The sequence below is a fragment of the Salmonella sp. 32031103-2018-00083-FB-01-SM-01 genome, assembly GCF_017571995.1.
Classification (GTDB): Bacteria; Pseudomonadota; Gammaproteobacteria; order Enterobacterales; family Enterobacteriaceae; genus Salmonella; species Salmonella enterica.
Genome location: NZ_JAGEQL010000005.1, coordinates 367,264 through 383,806, shown reverse-complemented (window position 1 = coordinate 383,806; position 16,543 = coordinate 367,264). Strand labels below are relative to the sequence as shown.

Below are 16,543 nucleotides of genomic sequence, written 5' to 3'. Positions count from 1 at the left end.
TGTATGCGTTCAGCGCCTTTGAGCAGCAGCGCTTTGATGAGGCGGTGGCGGCCTGGGAGATGATGCTGAAGCTGCTGCCGGCGGGTGACGCCCGGCGGGCGGTGATAGAGCGCAGTATCCGGCTGGCGCAGGAGAAATAAGACCCTGACGGCCCGGTGGTGTGGCGCCACCGGGCCTGGCTATCTCAACGATACGCTAAAGCCTGAAAGTAAAGCCCGTGTGAAGTATGATGGCGAGCATCGTCTCTTATCAGGACATCCCATGAAACAAATCACCTTTACGCCGCGCCATCACCAGCTTACCAACACCAATACCTGGACACCTGACAGCCAGTGGCTGGTCTTTGATGTGCGGCCTTCAGGCGCGTCATTTACGGGCAAGACTATTGAGCGTGTCAATGTGCATACCGGCGACGTGGAGGTGATTTATCGCGCCGTGCAGGGCGCGCATGTCGGCGTGGTGACGGTGCATCCTGCCGACAATCACTATGTGTTTATTCATGGCCCTGAAAACCCTGATGAGACGTGGCATTACGATTTTCACCACCGTCGGGGCGTTATTGCAACGCCGGGAGGCGTGACTAACCTCGATGCGATGGATATTACTGCGCCGTATACTCCCGGCGCGCTGCGCGGCGGCAGCCACGTCCATGTATTTAGCCCGAACGGCGAGCTGGTGAGTTTTACCTATAATGACCACGTTCTGCATGAGCGAGATCCGGCGCTGGATCTGCGTAATGTCGGCGTGGCCGTGCCGTATGGGCCGGTTACGGTGCCGGTTCAGCATCCGCGCGAATACAGCGGTAGCCACTGGTGCGTACTGGTTAGCCGCACGACGCCTGCGCCGAGACCTGGCAGCGATGACATTAACCGCGCCTATGAAGAGGGCTGGGTGGGCAACCGCCAGATCGCCTTTATTGGCGATACGCTGTCGCTGACGGGCAAAAAAGTCCCGGAGCTGTTTATTGTCGATTTACCGTGTCATGAAAACGGCTGGAAACAGGCAGGCGACACGCCGCTGACGGGAACCGAATCAACGATGCCATCGCCGCCGTTGGGCGTAGTTCAGCGGCGTCTTACCTTTACTCACCAGCGTGTTTACCCTGGGCTCACTAACGAACCACGCCACTGGGTCCGCAGTAATCCGCAGGCGACGGCGATCGCCTTTTTGATGCGGGACGATAACGGCGTAGCGCAACTGTGGCTGATATCGCCGCAGGGAGGCGAGCCCCGGCAGTTAACGCATCATGCGACCGGCGTACAGTCAGCGTTTAACTGGCATCCGTCGGGTAAATGGCTGGGATTGGTGCTGGAAAACCGGATTGCCTGCTGCGACGCACAAAGTGGGAGGATCGACTTCTTAACCGCCAGGCACGACAACCCGCCGTCTGCGGACGCCGTCGTTTTTTCACCGGATGGGCGACACGTCGCATGGATGGAAGAGGTGAAAGGGTTCCGTCAGCTATGGGTGACGGAAACCGGGCGATAAATCAGGGAGGAGGCATCTTCGCCGGGGGGATGACGGCATTGGTCATTTTCGTCTCCTCCTCGCTTTTCTCTACGCGCGATCTTACCGAACTGTCTTTGCGGAAGATGTCCCACGGCAGAAGGATCGTATCCATCACGGCGGTAAACGGCATATCCAGGATGGCCAACGATTTGGTGCCCCAGTTTGTCTCATCGTTACCGATCATCGTAGCGCTGGCGCGCGTGCCAGGATAAGTACCCTCTTTACCGCCGGTGTGCGACATGACGCTTGAACAACCGCCTAATAAAAGCATCCCATTCCATATTATCAGCGTTAACAACACGTTTTTTATCATCACTCATTCATCTGTTGGTTGTCGTTATTTGCATGATGAGTTATAGCGATCCGTTGCTAAAAATAACATCACCAGTACGCGGCACTGTGGCAGTAATCGCACTTTAACAATCAGTGCTGTCCCAACCAGTCTATGCAATAGCCAATAAACTGCAAAAAAAAGTCGGATTAAAATACTTGAAAAGTACGTATTCAGACCCATTTATAAGACGTAGTGAATAGAAGGGCACGCCTGATGGGTGTTCTGGCAATCCTGGCCTGTCCATGATGGAAGGTCTGACATTCTCGCTGATTTCAGGAGTTTATGATTATGCGTAACTTTGATTTATCCCCGCTGTACCGTTCTGCCATTGGTTTTGACCGTCTGTTTAACCTGCTTGAAAATAACCAAAGCCAAAGTAATGGCGGCTACCCTCCGTACAACGTTGAGCTGGTAGACGAAAACCACTACCGCATCGCCATTGCCGTTGCCGGTTTCGCGGAAAGCGAACTGGAGATTACTGCCCAGGATAATTTACTGGTGGTAAAAGGCGCTCATGCGGACGAGCAGAAAGAACGTACTTACCTGTATCAGGGCATTGCCGAGCGTAACTTTGAACGTAAGTTCCAGTTAGCGGAGAACATTCACGTTCGCGGCGCAAACTTGGTCAACGGGCTGCTGTATATCGAACTGGAGCGCGTGATTCCGGAAGCGAACAAACCGCGCCGTATCGAAATTAACTGATTCCGTCGGGTCGCGTTGCGCGGCCTGTCATCCCATGCTCGCCGTCAGGGAGCATATTCGCACGTAAAGTGTGAAGGTAAAAACTCGCTTCTTAGAAGGAGAAATGATTATGCGTAACTACGATTTATCCCCACTGCTGCGTCAATGGATCGGTTTTGACAAGCTGGCCAATGCGCTGCAAAACAGCGGCGAAAGCCAGAGCTTCCCGCCCTATAACATCGAAAAAAGCGACGATAACCATTATCGCATTACCTTAGCGTTAGCCGGTTTCCGTCAGGAAGATCTGGATATTCAACTGGAAGGCACGCGCCTGACGGTGAAAGGCACGCCGGAACAGCCGGAAAACGAGCCCAAATGGTTACATCAGGGCCTGGTCATGCAGCCTTTTAGCCTGAGCTTTACGCTGGCTGAGAATATGGAAGTTTCCGGCGCGACGTTTACCAACGGCCTGCTGCATATTGATTTAACCCGCAACGAGCCGGAAACCATTGCGCCGCAGCGTATCGCCATTAACGAACGCTCCGCATTAAATAGCTAATGAGCTCCTTGCCTTGCCCCGCCAGAGATGGCGGGGCTTTTTTGTGCCACGAAAAAGGGTAAGACGCTGCCGAAGTCAGGACGTCTGGGCGGTTTTGTAACATGAGAATGTGCGCCATGCTGTATATATGCCTTAACGGTTCAGTCATAATCCCTATAAATTGAAATGTTACTCACAGGGAAGAAAAGATGAGTGATATCGCATTGACGGTCAGCGTTCTGGCGTTGGTGGCGGTTGTCGGTTTATGGATCGGCAACATTAAAGTGCGCGGTGTCGGCTTTGGTATTGGCGGTGTTCTGTTCGGCGGTATTATCGTCGGCCACTTCGTCGATCAGGCTGGGGTGACGCTGAGCGGCGATATGCTGCACTTTATCCAGGAATTCGGCCTGATCCTTTTTGTTTATACCATCGGCATACAGGTGGGGCCGGGATTTTTCGCCTCGCTGCGCGTTTCCGGGCTGCGTCTCAATCTGTTTGCTGTTCTGATTGTGATTATGGGCGGGTTGGTCACCGCGATTCTGCATAAAATTTTCGCTATTCCGCTGCCAGTGGTGCTGGGGATTTTCTCCGGCGCAGTCACCAATACGCCTGCGTTAGGGGCGGGTCAGCAAATCCTGCGCGATCTGGGAACGCCAGTGGATCTGGTGGATCAGATGGGGATGAGCTATGCGATGGCGTATCCGTTTGGCATCTGCGGTATTTTGCTCACCATGTGGCTGATGCGGCTGATTTTTCGCGTTAACGTCGAGGCGGAGGCGCAGAAGCACGAATCCTCTCTCGCTAACGGTCATTCATTAATTCAAACAATGAATATCCGTGTCGAGAATCCGAACCTCAATAATATGGCTATCCAGGATGTGCCGATCCTGAACAGCGATAAAATCATTTGCTCACGCCTGAAACGCGACGACACGCTGATGGTGCCGTCGCCGGGGACGATTATCCAGGCAGGCGACCTGCTGCACCTCGTCGGCCAATCTACCGACCTGCATAACGCGCAACTGGTGATCGGCAAGGAAGTGGACACCTCGTTGTCGACGCGCGGCACGGATTTACGCGTCGAGCGTGTGGTCGTCACCAACGAAAAAGTGCTCGGCAAACGTATCCGCGATTTGCACTTTAAAGAGCGTTATGACGTGGTTATCTCCCGTCTTAACCGCGCGGGCGTTGAACTGGTCGCCAGTAGCGACGCTAGCCTGCAGTTTGGCGACATTCTCAATCTGGTGGGGCGTCCAGCCTCGATTGATGCGGTAGCCAATGTGGTCGGCAACGCGCAACAAAAACTCCAGCAGGTGCAGATGCTGCCGGTGTTTATCGGCATCGGATTAGGGGTTCTGCTTGGGTCAATCCCGTTGTTTGTGCCGGGATTCCCGGTCGCGTTAAAACTGGGGCTGGCCGGCGGGCCGCTGATCATGGCGCTCATTTTGGGGCGTATCGGCAGCATCGGTAAGCTGTACTGGTTTATGCCGCCGAGCGCCAACCTCGCGCTGCGTGAGTTAGGCATCGTTTTGTTTTTGGCGGTCGTTGGGCTGAAATCCGGCGGCGATTTTGTCGATACGCTGACGCAGGGTGAAGGATTAAGCTGGATTGGCTATGGTATTTTCATCACCGCTATTCCGCTGATTACCGTCGGTTTGCTGGCGCGGATTTTTGCCAAAATGAACTATCTGACGCTGTGCGGGATGCTGGCCGGTTCGATGACCGATCCGCCAGCGCTGGCATTTGCCAACAATCTTCATGCCACCAGCGGCGCGGCGGCGCTCTCTTACGCGACCGTCTATCCGTTAGTGATGTTCCTGCGTATTATCACGCCACAACTGCTGGCGGTGATTTTTTGGGGAATGGGTTAGCGCCTGATGGCGCGTTGCTTATCCAGCCTACGCACTGTGTTAAATCCAGGCTGGATAACGCGCGCCGCACCGGTCACACTTCTGCTCTTCTTCTTATATCCTTCCTCAATGAACGTGCTAATCAGCGTAATGGCAACGAGCATAATTCCATTTTATTTCAGTTGGTTATCAATCTTTTTCGCCTTTTTTTTCGTCGCGACGGGTGGTTTTTCAGCTTTTAATTCGGCAATAATGCCTTTCCTGGCGGTGGCGTTGAAAAAGGTCGCAACTGAAATGAAAAATAGCGGCAATGAGCGTGGTTGCGCCAAAACGCATCACCAGTGAACTACATTTATTTTGCAATAAGATTCCCTTGCTGCGGGATAATGTGAAGCATATCAGCAACAACGTGAGTGGTATTCTGAAAACGAACGGGAATACATAAGAACGTAAAAGGAGTCGTCATGAAGATTTCCCGCCTCGGAGAAGCGCCGGATTATCGCTTCTCACTGGCAAATGAGCGCACCTTTCTGGCGTGGATTCGCACCTCGCTGGGATTTCTGGCGGCAGGCGTCGGTCTTGATCAGCTCGCCCCGGATTTTGCCACGCCGGTGATCCGTGAACTGCTGGCGCTACTGTTGTGTCTGTTTGCGGGCGGCCTGGCGATTTATGGCTATCTACGCTGGTTACGTAATGAAAAAGCGATGCGCCTGAAAGAGGATTTGCCTTATACCCATAGCCTGTTGATCATCAGCGTTATTTTGATGATTGTCGCGGTGATAGTGATGGGGCTGGTACTGTATGCCGGATAGTCGTAAAGCCCGTCGGCAGAACGATCCGGGACTGCAACCGGAGCGTACGTCGCTGGCCTGGTTTCGCACGCTGCTGGGATACGGGGCGTTAATGGCGTTAGCCGTCAGGCACCACTGGCATCAGGCGGGGTTCTTGTTCTGGGTGTCGATCAGCGTTCTGGCGATAGTGGCGGTGATTCTTTGGCGTTATACCCTGAGTCGTAATTTGATGGATGTCGCGCATAGCGATTTTTCCGAAACTCATGTCGTGCGTGACAAATTTTTGATCTCCCTCGCGGTGTTGTCGCTCGCAATCCTGTTTGCTGTTACCCATATTCGCCAACTTATTGCATTTATCGGGAATTTTATATGACAGGACGTCAGGACATTGTCGTGAGTGATGACCAGATTCAGGTCGTCGTAAATCGCCAGAATAGCCAGCGCCCTCAGCAACTGTACCGTAACTTACAACGGCTCGGCATTCGCAATGTCCATTTTATCCCATTGTTGGAACATGACCGGAACGGAATGTTGACCGAGGATTCATTGTGTTCAGCAGACTGGGGGCGGTTTTTAAATAGCGTATTTGATATTTGGGTACGTGAAGATATTCAGCGTATCTCGGTCCGCCTTTTTGATGAGACGCTACAGCAGTGGTGCGGCGGCAGGAATGGCGTTGAAGCGCCGGACAAGGCGCCGCTAAGCGCTGAATGTCAGAAGTGCTCTTTATTACGATTTTGCGGCGGCGGATGCCCTGAGCATCGGGATAGCCAGGGGAAAAACCGGCTTTGCGAGGGCTACCAGACCTTTTTTAACTACTCCTCGCCGCATATGCGGGTGATGCGGGATTTACTGAAACAGCATCGCTCGCCGGAGGAGTTGATGGCGATGCTGCGTTAGCGTCGTAAGCCTGATAAGCGTAGCGCCATCAGGCGATGGCGTGCCGGATGGCGCTGCCGTCTTTCCGGCACTGAGCGAGTATTAGCGTCCTTTTGCCAGGTATTGTTCCATTTCATCCTCCGGCACCATGCCGCCCCCGGTTGCCCATACCAGATGCGTCGCGTTGCCGAGCTGCGTCTGACTGAATCCATGCCTTTGCTGATACTCGGTGGCGGCGCAAATGCGCTGTGGTCCGGCCATCCCTGCCAGAGCTGATGGCTCCAGTCGAATTCCTTCCTCCTGCGCCAGCCAGCCCAGCATGTCATACATTGTTTGATCGTCTAAGGTATAGAGGCCGTCAAGCAGACGCTCCATTGCCCGACCAACAAAGCCTGAAGCGCGACCTACCGCCAGGCCGTCAGCCGCCGTCAGGTTATCAATACCGATATCTTGTACTGAGATGGCATCGTGCAGACCGGTATAAACGCCGAGTAACATGCAGGGTGAATGGGTCGGTTCGGCAAAGAAACAGTGGACGTTGTCGCCAAATGCCAGTTTCAGGCCAAAGGCGACGCCGCCAGGGCCGCCGCCAACGCCGCACGGTAGATAAACAAACAGTGGGTGGCTGGCGTCAACGACGCGTCCCTGTTGCGCGAATTGCGCTTTCAGACGCTGACCCGCTACCGCATAGCCCAGAAATAGCGTGCGGGAGTTTTCATCGTCGATAAAGAAACAGTTTGGATCGGATTGCGCTGCTTTACGACCCTGCTCAACCGCCACGCCGTAATCATCTTCGTATTCCACGACCGTCACGCCGTGGCTACGCAGCTTCGCTTTTTTCCAGGCGCGGGCGTCGGCAGACATATGTACCGTCACTTTAAAACCGATGCAGGCGCTCATGATACCGATCGATAGCCCCAGATTGCCGGTTGAACCGACGGCGATACTGTACTGGCTGAAGAATTGTTTAAATTCCGGCGAAAGCAACACGCTATAGTCATCGTCGGTGGTTAACAGACCCGCCTCCAGCGCCAGTTTTTCCGCGTGCGTTAGCACCTCGTAGATGCCGCCGCGCGCTTTAATGGAACCAGAGATTGCCAGGTGGCTGTCTTTTTTTAACAGCATTTCACCGTCGATCGTTTGCCCATACTCTTTTTCCAGCCGCTTTTGCATGGCCGGAATAGCGACCACGTCAGATTCGATCATGCCGCCAGCGGCGGCGGTTTGCGGAAACGCTTTCGCCAGATACGGCGCAAAGCGCGCCAGACGGTCATGGGCGGCGTTTACGTCCTGCTCCGTCAGGCCGACATACGGTAGACCTTGTGCAAGAGAGGTGGTGCCCGGGTTAAACCAGGTGGTTTCTTTGAGGGCGACCAGATCCTGGACCAAAGGATACCGGGCGATGAGCTTTTGTATGTTTTCCATAGTACGTCTCTTTACGATCAGATGATAAAGGAAAGCAGGAATGTGCCAGCCAGTGCAACGACAGATGCGATAAACGTGGCCGTCGTATAGTATTTAAACGTTTCATTCAGCGTAGCGCCGCAATACTGCTTGACCAGCCAGAACAGGGAATCGGTCACGATCGTGCAGCCAATGGCGCCGGAACCAATGGCAATCGCAATGATCTCCGGGCTGACGTCAGGATAGAGCGGCAGCATGGGCGCAACAATCGCGGTGGCGCCCATCATCGCCACCGTCGCAGAGCCGACCGCCGCGTGCAGAATCAGCGCTACCAGCCATGCCAGCAGAATCGGGTGCATATGCATATTTGAGAGGATCACCGCCAGCGTGTCCGCCAGCCCGCTACTTTTGAGAATGGCGTTGAACGCGCCGCCCGCGCCGATAATCAGCAGGATGTTCGCAATGGCGCCAAAGCCGTTTTCGGTGTGGGTAAGTAGCGTGCTCATACCCATATGCTGGCGCAGACCGAGTATGTAATACGCTACAAAGACAGCGATAAACATCGCGGTGATCGGATTACCGATAAACTCCAGCAGCGTATACAACGTGCCGTCTTTCGCCATATTCAGTTCAGCGACGGTTTTCACCAGCATCAGGCCAATCGGCAGCAGAACGGTAAACAGCGTTGCGCCCAGCGACGGCAGGGTGTTTTCGGCGCGCACTTCAAGATCCGCAAACTCTGTCGGTACGGGCTTGAACGGCAGACGATTACCCAGAAACTTTAAGAACAGCGGGCCGCCGACCAATGAGGCCATCAGCCCGACCAGTAGACCGTAGACAATCACCGAGCCGATATCCGCCCCCAGTTTATTTGCGACAAACAGCGCAGCCGGATGCGGCGGTACCACGCAATGGACGGCCATCAGCGCGGTACACAGCGGAATGGCCAGCTTCAGCAGCGAGGTATGGGTCTTTTTAGCGATAGAAAACGCCAGTGGGATGAGCAACACGACGCCCACTTCCACGAACAACGTGATTCCGCAAATCAGCCCTACCAGTACCATGATCACGTCAGCTGAGAGCCAGCGGCAGCGCTGGAGCGTAAGCCCGATGCGTTCCGCCGCGCCGGAAACCTCCATCATTTTGCCGAGGATGGTGCCAAGACCGATAACGGCGGCCAGAAAACCGAGCGTACCGCCTATTCCGTTTTCTATCGCCGTGACCATCTCCAGCGGCCCCATGCCCATCATCGCGCCGACAAAGAAACTGGCGAGCAGTAACGCCAGGAAGGGGTGGAATTTAAACTTCACGATGGTCAATACGATTAACACGATGCTGATCAGCAGCGTGCTCACTACCCAGATTTGAGCGTGCATATCTCACCTACCCTGTGATTAATCTGTTCTTATTGGACAGAAAAACAGCACCTCCTGACAAACGATATAATTTGCCATTCACATGATGTAAATTGAATCAACTATGTGATTTCCATCTAATATTGCCTTTATTTTGCGATATGGTTCATTTTGCTTCATCTATGTGCGGATTTTTTCAGCGTGTTTTTTTACACTTCGGGAAATTAAAAGATGACTGAGGTTGCCATGGAACCCCTTCGCGATACCCGAAACCGCTTACTCAACGGCTGGCAGTTATCCAAACTCTATACTTTTGAAGTCGCGGCCAGACACCAGTCCTTTGCTCTGGCGGCAGATGAGCTGTCGTTAAGCCCCAGTGCGGTAAGCCATCGTATCAATCAACTGGAAGCCGAGTTGGGAATCCAGCTATTTGTCCGCTCTCACCGTAAAGTGGAGCTTACCCATGAAGGCAAACGGGTATTCTGGGCGCTGAAATCGTCGCTGGATACGTTGAATCAGGAAATCCTCGATATCAAAAATCAGGAACTGTCCGGCACGTTGACCGTGTATTCCCGTCCCTCTATCGCCCAGTGCTGGCTGGTGCCCGCGCTGGGGGACTTTACCCGTCGCTATCCGTCAATTTCTCTCACTATGCTGACCGGCAACGATAACGTTAACCTACAGCGTGCCGGCATTGACCTGGCTATCTATTTTGACGATGCGCCGTCGGCGCAGCTCACGCACCATTTTTTAATGGATGAGGCAATTTTGCCCGTTTGCAGCCCGGATTACGCCCGTCGTTTCGCCTTGCAGGACAACCTGAATAACTTGCGGCACTGTACGCTCTTACACGACAGACAGGCGTGGAGTAACGATTCGGGCACCGATGAGTGGCACAGTTGGGCGCAGCATTTTGCGGTAAATTTGCCGGATTCATCCGGCATTGGCTTCGATCGTTCTGATTTAGCGGTGATTGCCGCGATGAACCACATTGGCGTGGCGATGGGGCGTAAACGGCTGGTGCAAAAGCGTCTCGACAGCGGCGAACTGATTGCGCCTTTTGGTGACATGAGGCTGAAATGTCATCAGCATTATTATGTCACCACTCTGCCTGGCAGGCAGTGGCCGAAAATCGAGGCATTTATTCGCTGGTTGCAGGAACAGGTGTGAAGATTTATTACGCTTTGCCGCTACACCTGCCGGGAGTGAATATGCTAAATACGTGCTATCACCGTGGTAAAAATTTTAGGGGGCGTCGTGTTTAAACCGCTTATTGCCTCTCTCATGCTGACCAGCGCGGTCGTCTATGCGAAACCGATGCCTTTGACGGCGGCGCGCTATGCGCAGCAGCTTGGCGTTGGGATGGATGTTGACTGGGCGCGAACGGAACGGGGTATTCGCGAGTTTGATCCGCTGGTCGTGCGGGATTTTAAGGCAAAAGGGTTAACGCATGTCCGTATTCGTGTGGCAGGCGCGCCGACGGAAGCGCGCCTCATCCATTTGCGTAAGCTGGTAGAGGCCTGCGAATACTATGGCGTCATACCCATTATTGCCTATCAGGCGGATGCGTATAAAACCGATCCCAGCGCCAGCCATGAAAAGGAGCTGATCAACTGGTGGAGCGTGGTCGCGCGCTATTTTGGTCAGACATCCCCGCTTTTGGGGTTCGATCTCATTTATGAGCCTGCCGACAAACTTAATCATAATATGGCGTCGCTGAATCGCGTATATGACAAAACCATCCGCCTGATTCACGCCATTGACCCACAGCGGATGATTTTCGTTGCCCCCCGCATGCGCGCCGCGCCGGAGGATTTGTCGGCGCTTAAACTGCCGGCGCAAAGCCAGAACTATGTACTGGCGGAGTGGCACATCTTCCCGTGGGGCCCCCTGAAAAGCGGCGGTAAATATCCGTGGACGTCAGGCACGGCGGCGGAAAAAGCGGCGATTCGGGCACGGATTAACGCTGCAGTTCGCTGGCAGCATAAGACCGGCCATGCAAGCTGGGTGGGCGGATGGGCGCCGGGAGAGTCGATAAAAATAACGCCGGTCGCTTCACAGTTCGCGTTTGCCCGTTTTATGGCCTGCGAGCTGAAAAAAGCGCATATTCCGTATGCGATAAACGCGGACACTCAGTTTTATGACGGCGAAGAAGGAGCGTGGCGTCCGGCGCAGGAGCCCCTGCTCAATGCGATGATCGCGCCGGAATGTGAAACGCCCGGCAAAAAGCCGGGCGAGGGGAACGTTAAACCGTCTGTCCCTGATGCGATATCCGTGACGCCAGCGGCAGCCAGCACGCCAGGATCAGTAATCCCATAAGGGTCATCAGCAATCCCAGACTGCCCTGACCGGTTTGCGGCAACATTGCCGAAAGCCACGCCAGTACGCCGGAACCAATATTTTGCAGCCCGCCGACCAGCGCGCCAGCGGTGCCTGCGAGGAACGGAAACGGCTCCATCGCGCCGCTGGTGGCCAGTGGAAATAACATCCCGGCACCGAAGAAAAACAGTGCAGCGGGGATGAGTAGCGTCCAGACGTTCATCACGCCAAACCAGCCGGGAATCCACATCATAAGGCCTGCCAGCAGACAGCAAATAACTGACTGCCACATCAGGGTTGAGAAGCGTTTATTCGGGCGTCCGGCAAACCAGGCGCCGAAGAACGCCGCCGGAATCGGCAGAATAAACAGAATGCTTACCACCATACTGCTGAGACCTAATACTGCCCCCATCAGCACGCCGGAACAGGCTTCAAAGACCGCAATGCCAGCCAGCCCGCCGATTAGCATCAGCAGATAACAGTTAAATGCGCCGTTGCCAAACAGCGTTTTATAGCTGGCGATCAGCCGTGTACGCGGCGCGCCGGCGGGGCGGGTTTCCGGCATCCAGCGCGCCATGCTGAAGGTGACGCCAGCGCAAAGCACCAGCAGGAAAGCGTAACACGCGCGCCAGTTCCACAGGGTGTCCAGCAGACCGCCAATCAGCGGCGCTAACAGCGGGCTGACCAGAATCCCCATATTTAACAGGCTATTGGCGTGACGAAGTTGCGTTCCTTCATACAGATCGCGCGGGAGCGTTCTCGCCATTACTCCGCCAACGCCGGTTCCCATCCCTTGCATGGCGCTGGCGGCAATCAACACCGTCAAACTATGCGTGGTCATGGCGAACAGAGTCGCTACCATAAAAATAGACATGCCGACGAGGATTACCGGGCGGCGCCCAACCCGGTCGGAAAGCGGGCCGTAAAACAGTTGCGAGACGCCGTAGGTCAGGAGGTAAGCAGCCATTACGCTCTGGACGGCGCCTTCCCGGACGTTTAGCGCTTGTGCCATATCGGCGATGGCGGGAATATAAATGGTTTGCGCCATCTGCCCTACGGCCACTAGTAACACCAACATCAACAACAAATTGACGTTTCTCTGCCTTTTCATTTCGCTGATTACTTTTCAAAAAAAGAAAAAATAAGAATAACTTGCTGCGCATTCCCATAAATGCGAGAGGAATCTATCACACCAGAAAAAGAAGGCCAGACAGCGACCAGCAATGGCAGACGAAGGAACGGCAGCATATGTAAACAAAAGCGGCAACAAATGTTGCCGAGAATGTGTTACGTCTGCGGCTGTTATTGGGCAATCATGACAGACGGAGTAAAATCGCCCCGAGGGCAATCCCGCCAGCCGCCACCAGACGTAGCCCGGCCACTTTCTCTTTAAGCAGCAGCCAGGCTATCAGCGCGCCGAATAAAATCGACGTCTCACGCAGCGCGGCGACCACCGCCAGCGGCGCCTGGGTCATGGCCCATAGCGCCAGCCCATAAGATCCCATAGTGCCAATCCCGCCAAAAATGCCTTTTTTCCACTGTTGCGCCAGATAACGCGACGCTTCCCGCCGCCGCGCAATCATCGCCCAGGTTAACAGGCAGGCGCCGTTGAGAAAAAATGACCATAGCGTATAGCCCAGCGCCGTTTCGGAGAGTCTTACGCCGGTCCCGTCCACCAGCGTATATCCGGCAATAAAACAGGCGTTAGTTAATGCCAGCACGACACCACGTTGAGAGCTGGCGCGGCCATTACAGGCCATCCCAAGTATCGCCATACAGATCACTGCGATGCCGATCCAGGCCATCGACGACAGGCTGTCGCCAAGAAACAGAACGCTAATGAGCGCCACCAGCAGCGGCGCGGTGCCGCGCATAAGAGGATAGGTCTGGCTCATGTCCGAGACCTGATAGGTTTTCGCCACCAGGACGGTATACACCACCTGGAGCGCGGTAGAGGCCGCTAAAAAAGGGATACTGGCGTGAGCTGGCTGCGGCGAGAAGGGCAAAAGGATCAATGCCATGACCGCCGCGGAACCGCTGACGCCGATCGCGGCGTAGAGCTTATCGTTTCCCGCTTTGACAATGGCGTTCCAGCTGGCATGTAGCAGCGCGGCGAACAGCAAAATGCAGAAAACGGAAAGGGTCATAGCGTCAGGCGTCGTTGAGGGTGTCATAAAAACGTAACATACCCGGGAAGCGAAAGACCAGCGGATAAGGTGAAAGGGGAGCGGTTGCCCGCTCCCCTTCGGTGCGGCTTGAATCTGAATTACTTAAGGTATTTCAGAACAGCATCAAGCAGTTGCAGTGCTGCAACAATGAGTTTCAGGATAAGAATGGTGATATCCACTACGCTCATACGCGTCTCCTGTGGTTAAGGAGCACTGCCAGCCGACGTACCTTTCCGCTGCCTGTTGCCAGCTGTTGCGCACGCGATCCCTTTTGCGAGGAATAGTGTGCGTGTTGACATAACACAGTGTGCTCACGAGGGGGTTAAGGCGCTGACGGCACCACCCGTTTCAGCCAGGACTTCGTTGCGCCGGTTTACGATGCGGCCCCCGCATAACACATTGTGTCAAAGACATTATAGTTAAGTACTGTATAAATTAACAGTAATTTATAGACAGAACGGAGCTTCTGATCCATACTCAAATTCATCAAAATTCGCGCCGAAATTGCGCGTTCTGCACAGAACGCGTATACTTCTGCTGTTGACATAACACAGTGTGCTTCGCGGCTACCACCCGCATTACGCTGTAAGAACCTCGCTTCGGCGAGGTTTTTTGTTTTCCGGCATTGTGAAACGCGTGATCATCAATCCCGGCGATTACCGGAGGGCGCTACGCTTATCACGCCTATACTCAAAGCGTGTAAATTCGTAGAAAAATGTGATCGCTGACGCATTTTTGTGCAGATGAAAATTTTTCCGTTGTCATGCTGAAAGCGCTGTGCTTGTATAAAACGTGTTAATAACAAACAGACAAGGCCCCTAATGAACCCTTCCATGCTGAACGCGACCCTACTAACAACTGCGCCATCTCGCGCAGTGGTCGTCGTGCGTGTGGTGGTGGTCGTCGGCAATGCGCCGTAGGGTCCGGAACACACACGATTCCAAAACCCCGCCGGCGCAAACCGGGCGGGGTTTTTTGTTTAAGACACCTTCCCGGAACGTCGGCTCAGAATAAAAGGAATGGAGCATGGCAAGTTCGGGCACAACATCTACACCTCAGCGCTTTACGGGCGCGGAATTTATTGTTCATTTTCTGGAGCGCCAGGGGATTCGTATCGTCACCGGCATTCCCGGCGGTTCGATCCTCCCCGTTTACGACGCGTTAAGCCAAAGCACGCAAATCCGTCATATTCTGGCGCGCCACGAACAAGGCGCGGGGTTTATTGCGCAGGGGATGGCGCGGACGGAGGGTAAACCTGCTGTTTGTATGGCCTGTAGCGGGCCGGGCGCGACCAATCTGGTCACGGCCATTGCCGATGCGCGCCTGGATTCCATTCCGTTAATCTGCATTACCGGGCAGGTTCCGGCGTCCATGATCGGTACTGACGCGTTTCAGGAAGTGGATACCTACGGTATCTCTATCCCTATCACCAAGCACAACTATCTGGTCAGAAATATCAATGAGCTGCCTCAGGTGATGAGCGATGCTTTTCGTCTGGCGCAGTCGGGGCGTCCCGGCCCGGTGTGGATAGACGTTCCTAAAGATGTGCAGACGGCGACAATTGAGCTGGATGCGTTGCCGTCGCCGGCGGAAAAATCACCCCCGCCGGAGTTTAGCGCGGAGAGTATCCGCGAGGCCGCCGCAATGATTAACGCGGCGAAGCGTCCGGTGCTGTATCTGGGCGGCGGCGTGATCAATGCGCCGACACGCGTGCGCGAACTGGCGGAAAAAGCGCAACTGCCGACGACAATGACCTTAATGGCGCTGGGAATGCTGCCTAAGGCGCATCCGCTGTCGTTAGGAATGCTGGGGATGCACGGCGCGCGCAGTACCAATTTTATTCTGCAAGAGGCCGATTTACTGATTGTCCTGGGCGCGCGTTTTGATGACCGGGCGATTGGCAAAACGGAGCAGTTTTGTCCGAACGCCAAAATCATCCATGTGGATATCGATCGCGCCGAGTTAGGCAAAATTAAGCAGCCGCATGTGGCTATTCAGGCGGATGTCGATGATGTACTGGCACAGTTAATTCCCCATATCGAGGCACAGCCGCGGGAAGCATGGCATCAGTTGGTGGCGGACTTGCAGCAAGAATTCCCCTGCAGTATTCCCCAGGAAAATAACCCGCTTAGTCACTATGGGTTGATTAACGCAGTCGCCGCCTGTGTGGACGACAACGCGATTATTACCACTGACGTAGGTCAGCATCAGATGTGGACCGCGCAGGCTTATCCGCTCAACCGTCCGCGTCAGTGGCTGACTTCCGGCGGGCTGGGCACCATGGGGTTTGGTCTGCCCGCGGCGATTGGCGCGGCGCTGGCGAATCCGGGCAACAAGGTGCTGTGTTTTTCCGGTGACGGTAGTTTGATGATGAATATTCAGGAGATGGCTACCGCCAGCGAAAACCAGTTGGATGTGAAAATCATCCTGATGAATAACGACGCGCTGGGACTGGTACATCAGCAACAGAGTCTGTTCTATAAACAGGGCGTTTTTGCGGCAACCTATCCGGGAAGCATCAATTTTATGCAGATTGCCGCCGGGTTTGGTCTGGACACCTGTGATTTGAATAACGAAGCCGATCCGCAGGCGGCGTTGCAGGCTATCATTCGTCGTCCTGGACCGGCGTTGATCCACGTGCGCATTGATGCGGAAGAAAAAGTGTATCCGATGGTGCCGCCGGGCGCGGCAAATACAGAGATGGTGGGGGAATAA

At 54.4% G+C, this 16,543-nt stretch carries 18 protein-coding genes, 2 pseudogenes and 1 other annotated feature; of the genes and pseudogenes, 13 read left to right on the top strand and 7 right to left on the bottom strand.

The features are described 5' to 3' along the window. Positions 1-140 (top strand): annotated as a pseudogene (locus J4614_RS16780) (cytochrome C biogenesis protein); the annotation flags it as partial. A gap of 121 nt (positions 141-261) precedes the next feature. After that, the gene (locus tag J4614_RS16775) at positions 262-1,488 is read left to right on the top strand and encodes a DUF3748 domain-containing protein (protein ID WP_000809941.1); all 1,227 of its coding nucleotides are present in this window, start codon (positions 262-264) and stop codon (positions 1,486-1,488) included. A gap of 1 nt (position 1,489) precedes the next feature. Here the strand turns inward: J4614_RS16775 and J4614_RS16770 are convergent, their stop codons facing one another. Continuing rightward, on the bottom strand, positions 1,490-1,822 hold the full coding sequence (locus J4614_RS16770) for a YceK/YidQ family lipoprotein (protein ID WP_001543704.1): 333 nt from the start codon (positions 1,820-1,822) through the stop codon (positions 1,490-1,492). Between the two features lie 242 nt (positions 1,823-2,064). Further along, positions 2,065-2,138 (top strand) — a sequence feature (ROSE (Repression Of Heat Shock gene Expression) occurs in the 5'-region of heat shock genes and acts as an RNA thermometer to modulate expression.). Between J4614_RS16770 and ibpA the strand changes: the two genes are divergently transcribed. The 7 genes from ibpA (at position 2,132) to J4614_RS16735 (ending at position 6,603) form a co-directional block, all read left to right on the top strand. Beyond that, positions 2,132-2,545, top strand: coding sequence for a small heat shock chaperone IbpA (gene ibpA / locus J4614_RS16765; RefSeq protein ID WP_001532742.1), 414 nt, complete (start codon positions 2,132-2,134; stop codon positions 2,543-2,545). Its footprint overlaps the feature before it by 7 nt. Before the next feature lie 109 nt (positions 2,546-2,654). Then, entirely contained in the window at positions 2,655-3,083 is a 429-nt protein-coding gene (gene ibpB / locus J4614_RS16760) for a small heat shock chaperone IbpB (RefSeq protein ID WP_001246919.1), read from the top strand. 188 nt (positions 3,084-3,271) lie between these two features. Further along, on the top strand, positions 3,272-4,933 hold the full coding sequence (locus J4614_RS16755) for a putative transporter (protein WP_001279793.1): 1,662 nt from the start codon (positions 3,272-3,274) through the stop codon (positions 4,931-4,933). A 6-nt stretch (positions 4,934-4,939) separates the two neighbouring features. Then, complete coding sequence (locus J4614_RS16750) at positions 4,940-5,257, top strand: hypothetical protein (protein ID WP_208293253.1); 318 nt, start codon at positions 4,940-4,942, stop codon at positions 5,255-5,257. A 119-nt stretch (positions 5,258-5,376) separates the two neighbouring features. Next, a complete protein-coding gene (locus J4614_RS16745; protein ID WP_000703964.1) occupies positions 5,377-5,724 on the top strand; it encodes a YidH family protein in 348 nt (115 codons plus the stop codon). Next, positions 5,714-6,076 (top strand): DUF202 domain-containing protein, encoded by a 363-nt coding sequence (locus J4614_RS16740; protein WP_001113454.1) that lies wholly within the window; start codon positions 5,714-5,716, stop codon positions 6,074-6,076. Before J4614_RS16745 ends, J4614_RS16740 begins: the two co-directional genes overlap by 11 nt. Beyond that, the gene (locus J4614_RS16735) at positions 6,073-6,603 is read left to right on the top strand and encodes a radical SAM protein (RefSeq protein ID WP_000147835.1); all 531 of its coding nucleotides are present in this window, start codon (positions 6,073-6,075) and stop codon (positions 6,601-6,603) included. The genes J4614_RS16740 and J4614_RS16735 overlap by 4 nt, the downstream gene beginning before the upstream one ends. 81 nt (positions 6,604-6,684) lie before the next feature. Here the strand turns inward: J4614_RS16735 and dsdA are convergent, their stop codons facing one another. Together dsdA and dsdX are read right to left on the bottom strand one after the other, a co-directional pair. After that, positions 6,685-8,007: a D-serine ammonia-lyase gene (gene dsdA, locus J4614_RS16730; protein WP_000428003.1), complete on the bottom strand. Its 1,323-nt coding sequence runs from the start codon at positions 8,005-8,007 to the stop codon at positions 6,685-6,687. Positions 8,008-8,024: 17 nt separating this feature from the next. Next, positions 8,025-9,362, bottom strand: coding sequence for a D-serine transporter DsdX (gene dsdX, locus J4614_RS16725; RefSeq protein WP_000543319.1), 1,338 nt, complete (start codon positions 9,360-9,362; stop codon positions 8,025-8,027). Positions 9,363-9,587: 225 nt separating this feature from the next. Here dsdX and dsdC point away from each other — a divergent pair, with 225 nt between their 5' ends. Next, complete coding sequence (gene dsdC, locus J4614_RS16720; protein WP_001541637.1) at positions 9,588-10,511, top strand: DNA-binding transcriptional regulator DsdC; 924 nt, start codon at positions 9,588-9,590, stop codon at positions 10,509-10,511. Between the two features lie 63 nt (positions 10,512-10,574). Beyond that, positions 10,575-11,660 (top strand): cellulase family glycosylhydrolase, encoded by a 1,086-nt coding sequence (locus J4614_RS16715; RefSeq protein WP_000238920.1) that lies wholly within the window; start codon positions 10,575-10,577, stop codon positions 11,658-11,660. Here the strand turns inward: J4614_RS16715 and emrD are convergent. The 4 genes and pseudogenes from emrD to J4614_RS16695 all read right to left on the bottom strand — a co-directional run bounded on the left by emrD (position 11,587) and on the right by J4614_RS16695 (position 14,127). After that, positions 11,587-12,771, bottom strand: a complete 1,185-nt coding sequence (gene emrD / locus J4614_RS16710; RefSeq protein WP_000828737.1) for a multidrug efflux MFS transporter EmrD — start codon at positions 12,769-12,771, stop codon at positions 11,587-11,589. The two genes, J4614_RS16715 and emrD, sit on opposite strands and share 74 nt — an antisense overlap. Before the next feature lie 202 nt (positions 12,772-12,973). Further along, positions 12,974-13,834, bottom strand: coding sequence for a DMT family transporter (locus tag J4614_RS16705; RefSeq protein WP_072202822.1), 861 nt, complete (start codon positions 13,832-13,834; stop codon positions 12,974-12,976). Between the two features lie 92 nt (positions 13,835-13,926). Further along, on the bottom strand, positions 13,927-14,016 hold the full coding sequence (tisB, locus tag J4614_RS16700) for a type I toxin-antitoxin system toxin TisB (protein ID WP_000117642.1): 90 nt from the start codon (positions 14,014-14,016) through the stop codon (positions 13,927-13,929). Continuing rightward, positions 14,013-14,127, bottom strand: a pseudogene (locus tag J4614_RS16695) (hypothetical protein). The gene tisB and the pseudogene J4614_RS16695 overlap by 4 nt, the downstream one beginning before the upstream one ends. 522 nt (positions 14,128-14,649) lie before the next feature. Between J4614_RS16695 and ivbL the strand changes: the two are divergent. Both ivbL and ilvB read left to right on the top strand, forming a co-directional pair. Next, positions 14,650-14,748, top strand: coding sequence for an ilvB operon leader peptide IvbL (gene ivbL, locus J4614_RS16690; RefSeq protein WP_001541152.1), 99 nt, complete (start codon positions 14,650-14,652; stop codon positions 14,746-14,748). A 106-nt stretch (positions 14,749-14,854) separates the two neighbouring features. Continuing rightward, positions 14,855-16,543, top strand: a complete 1,689-nt coding sequence (gene ilvB / locus J4614_RS16685) for an acetolactate synthase large subunit (RefSeq protein WP_000168439.1) — start codon at positions 14,855-14,857, stop codon at positions 16,541-16,543.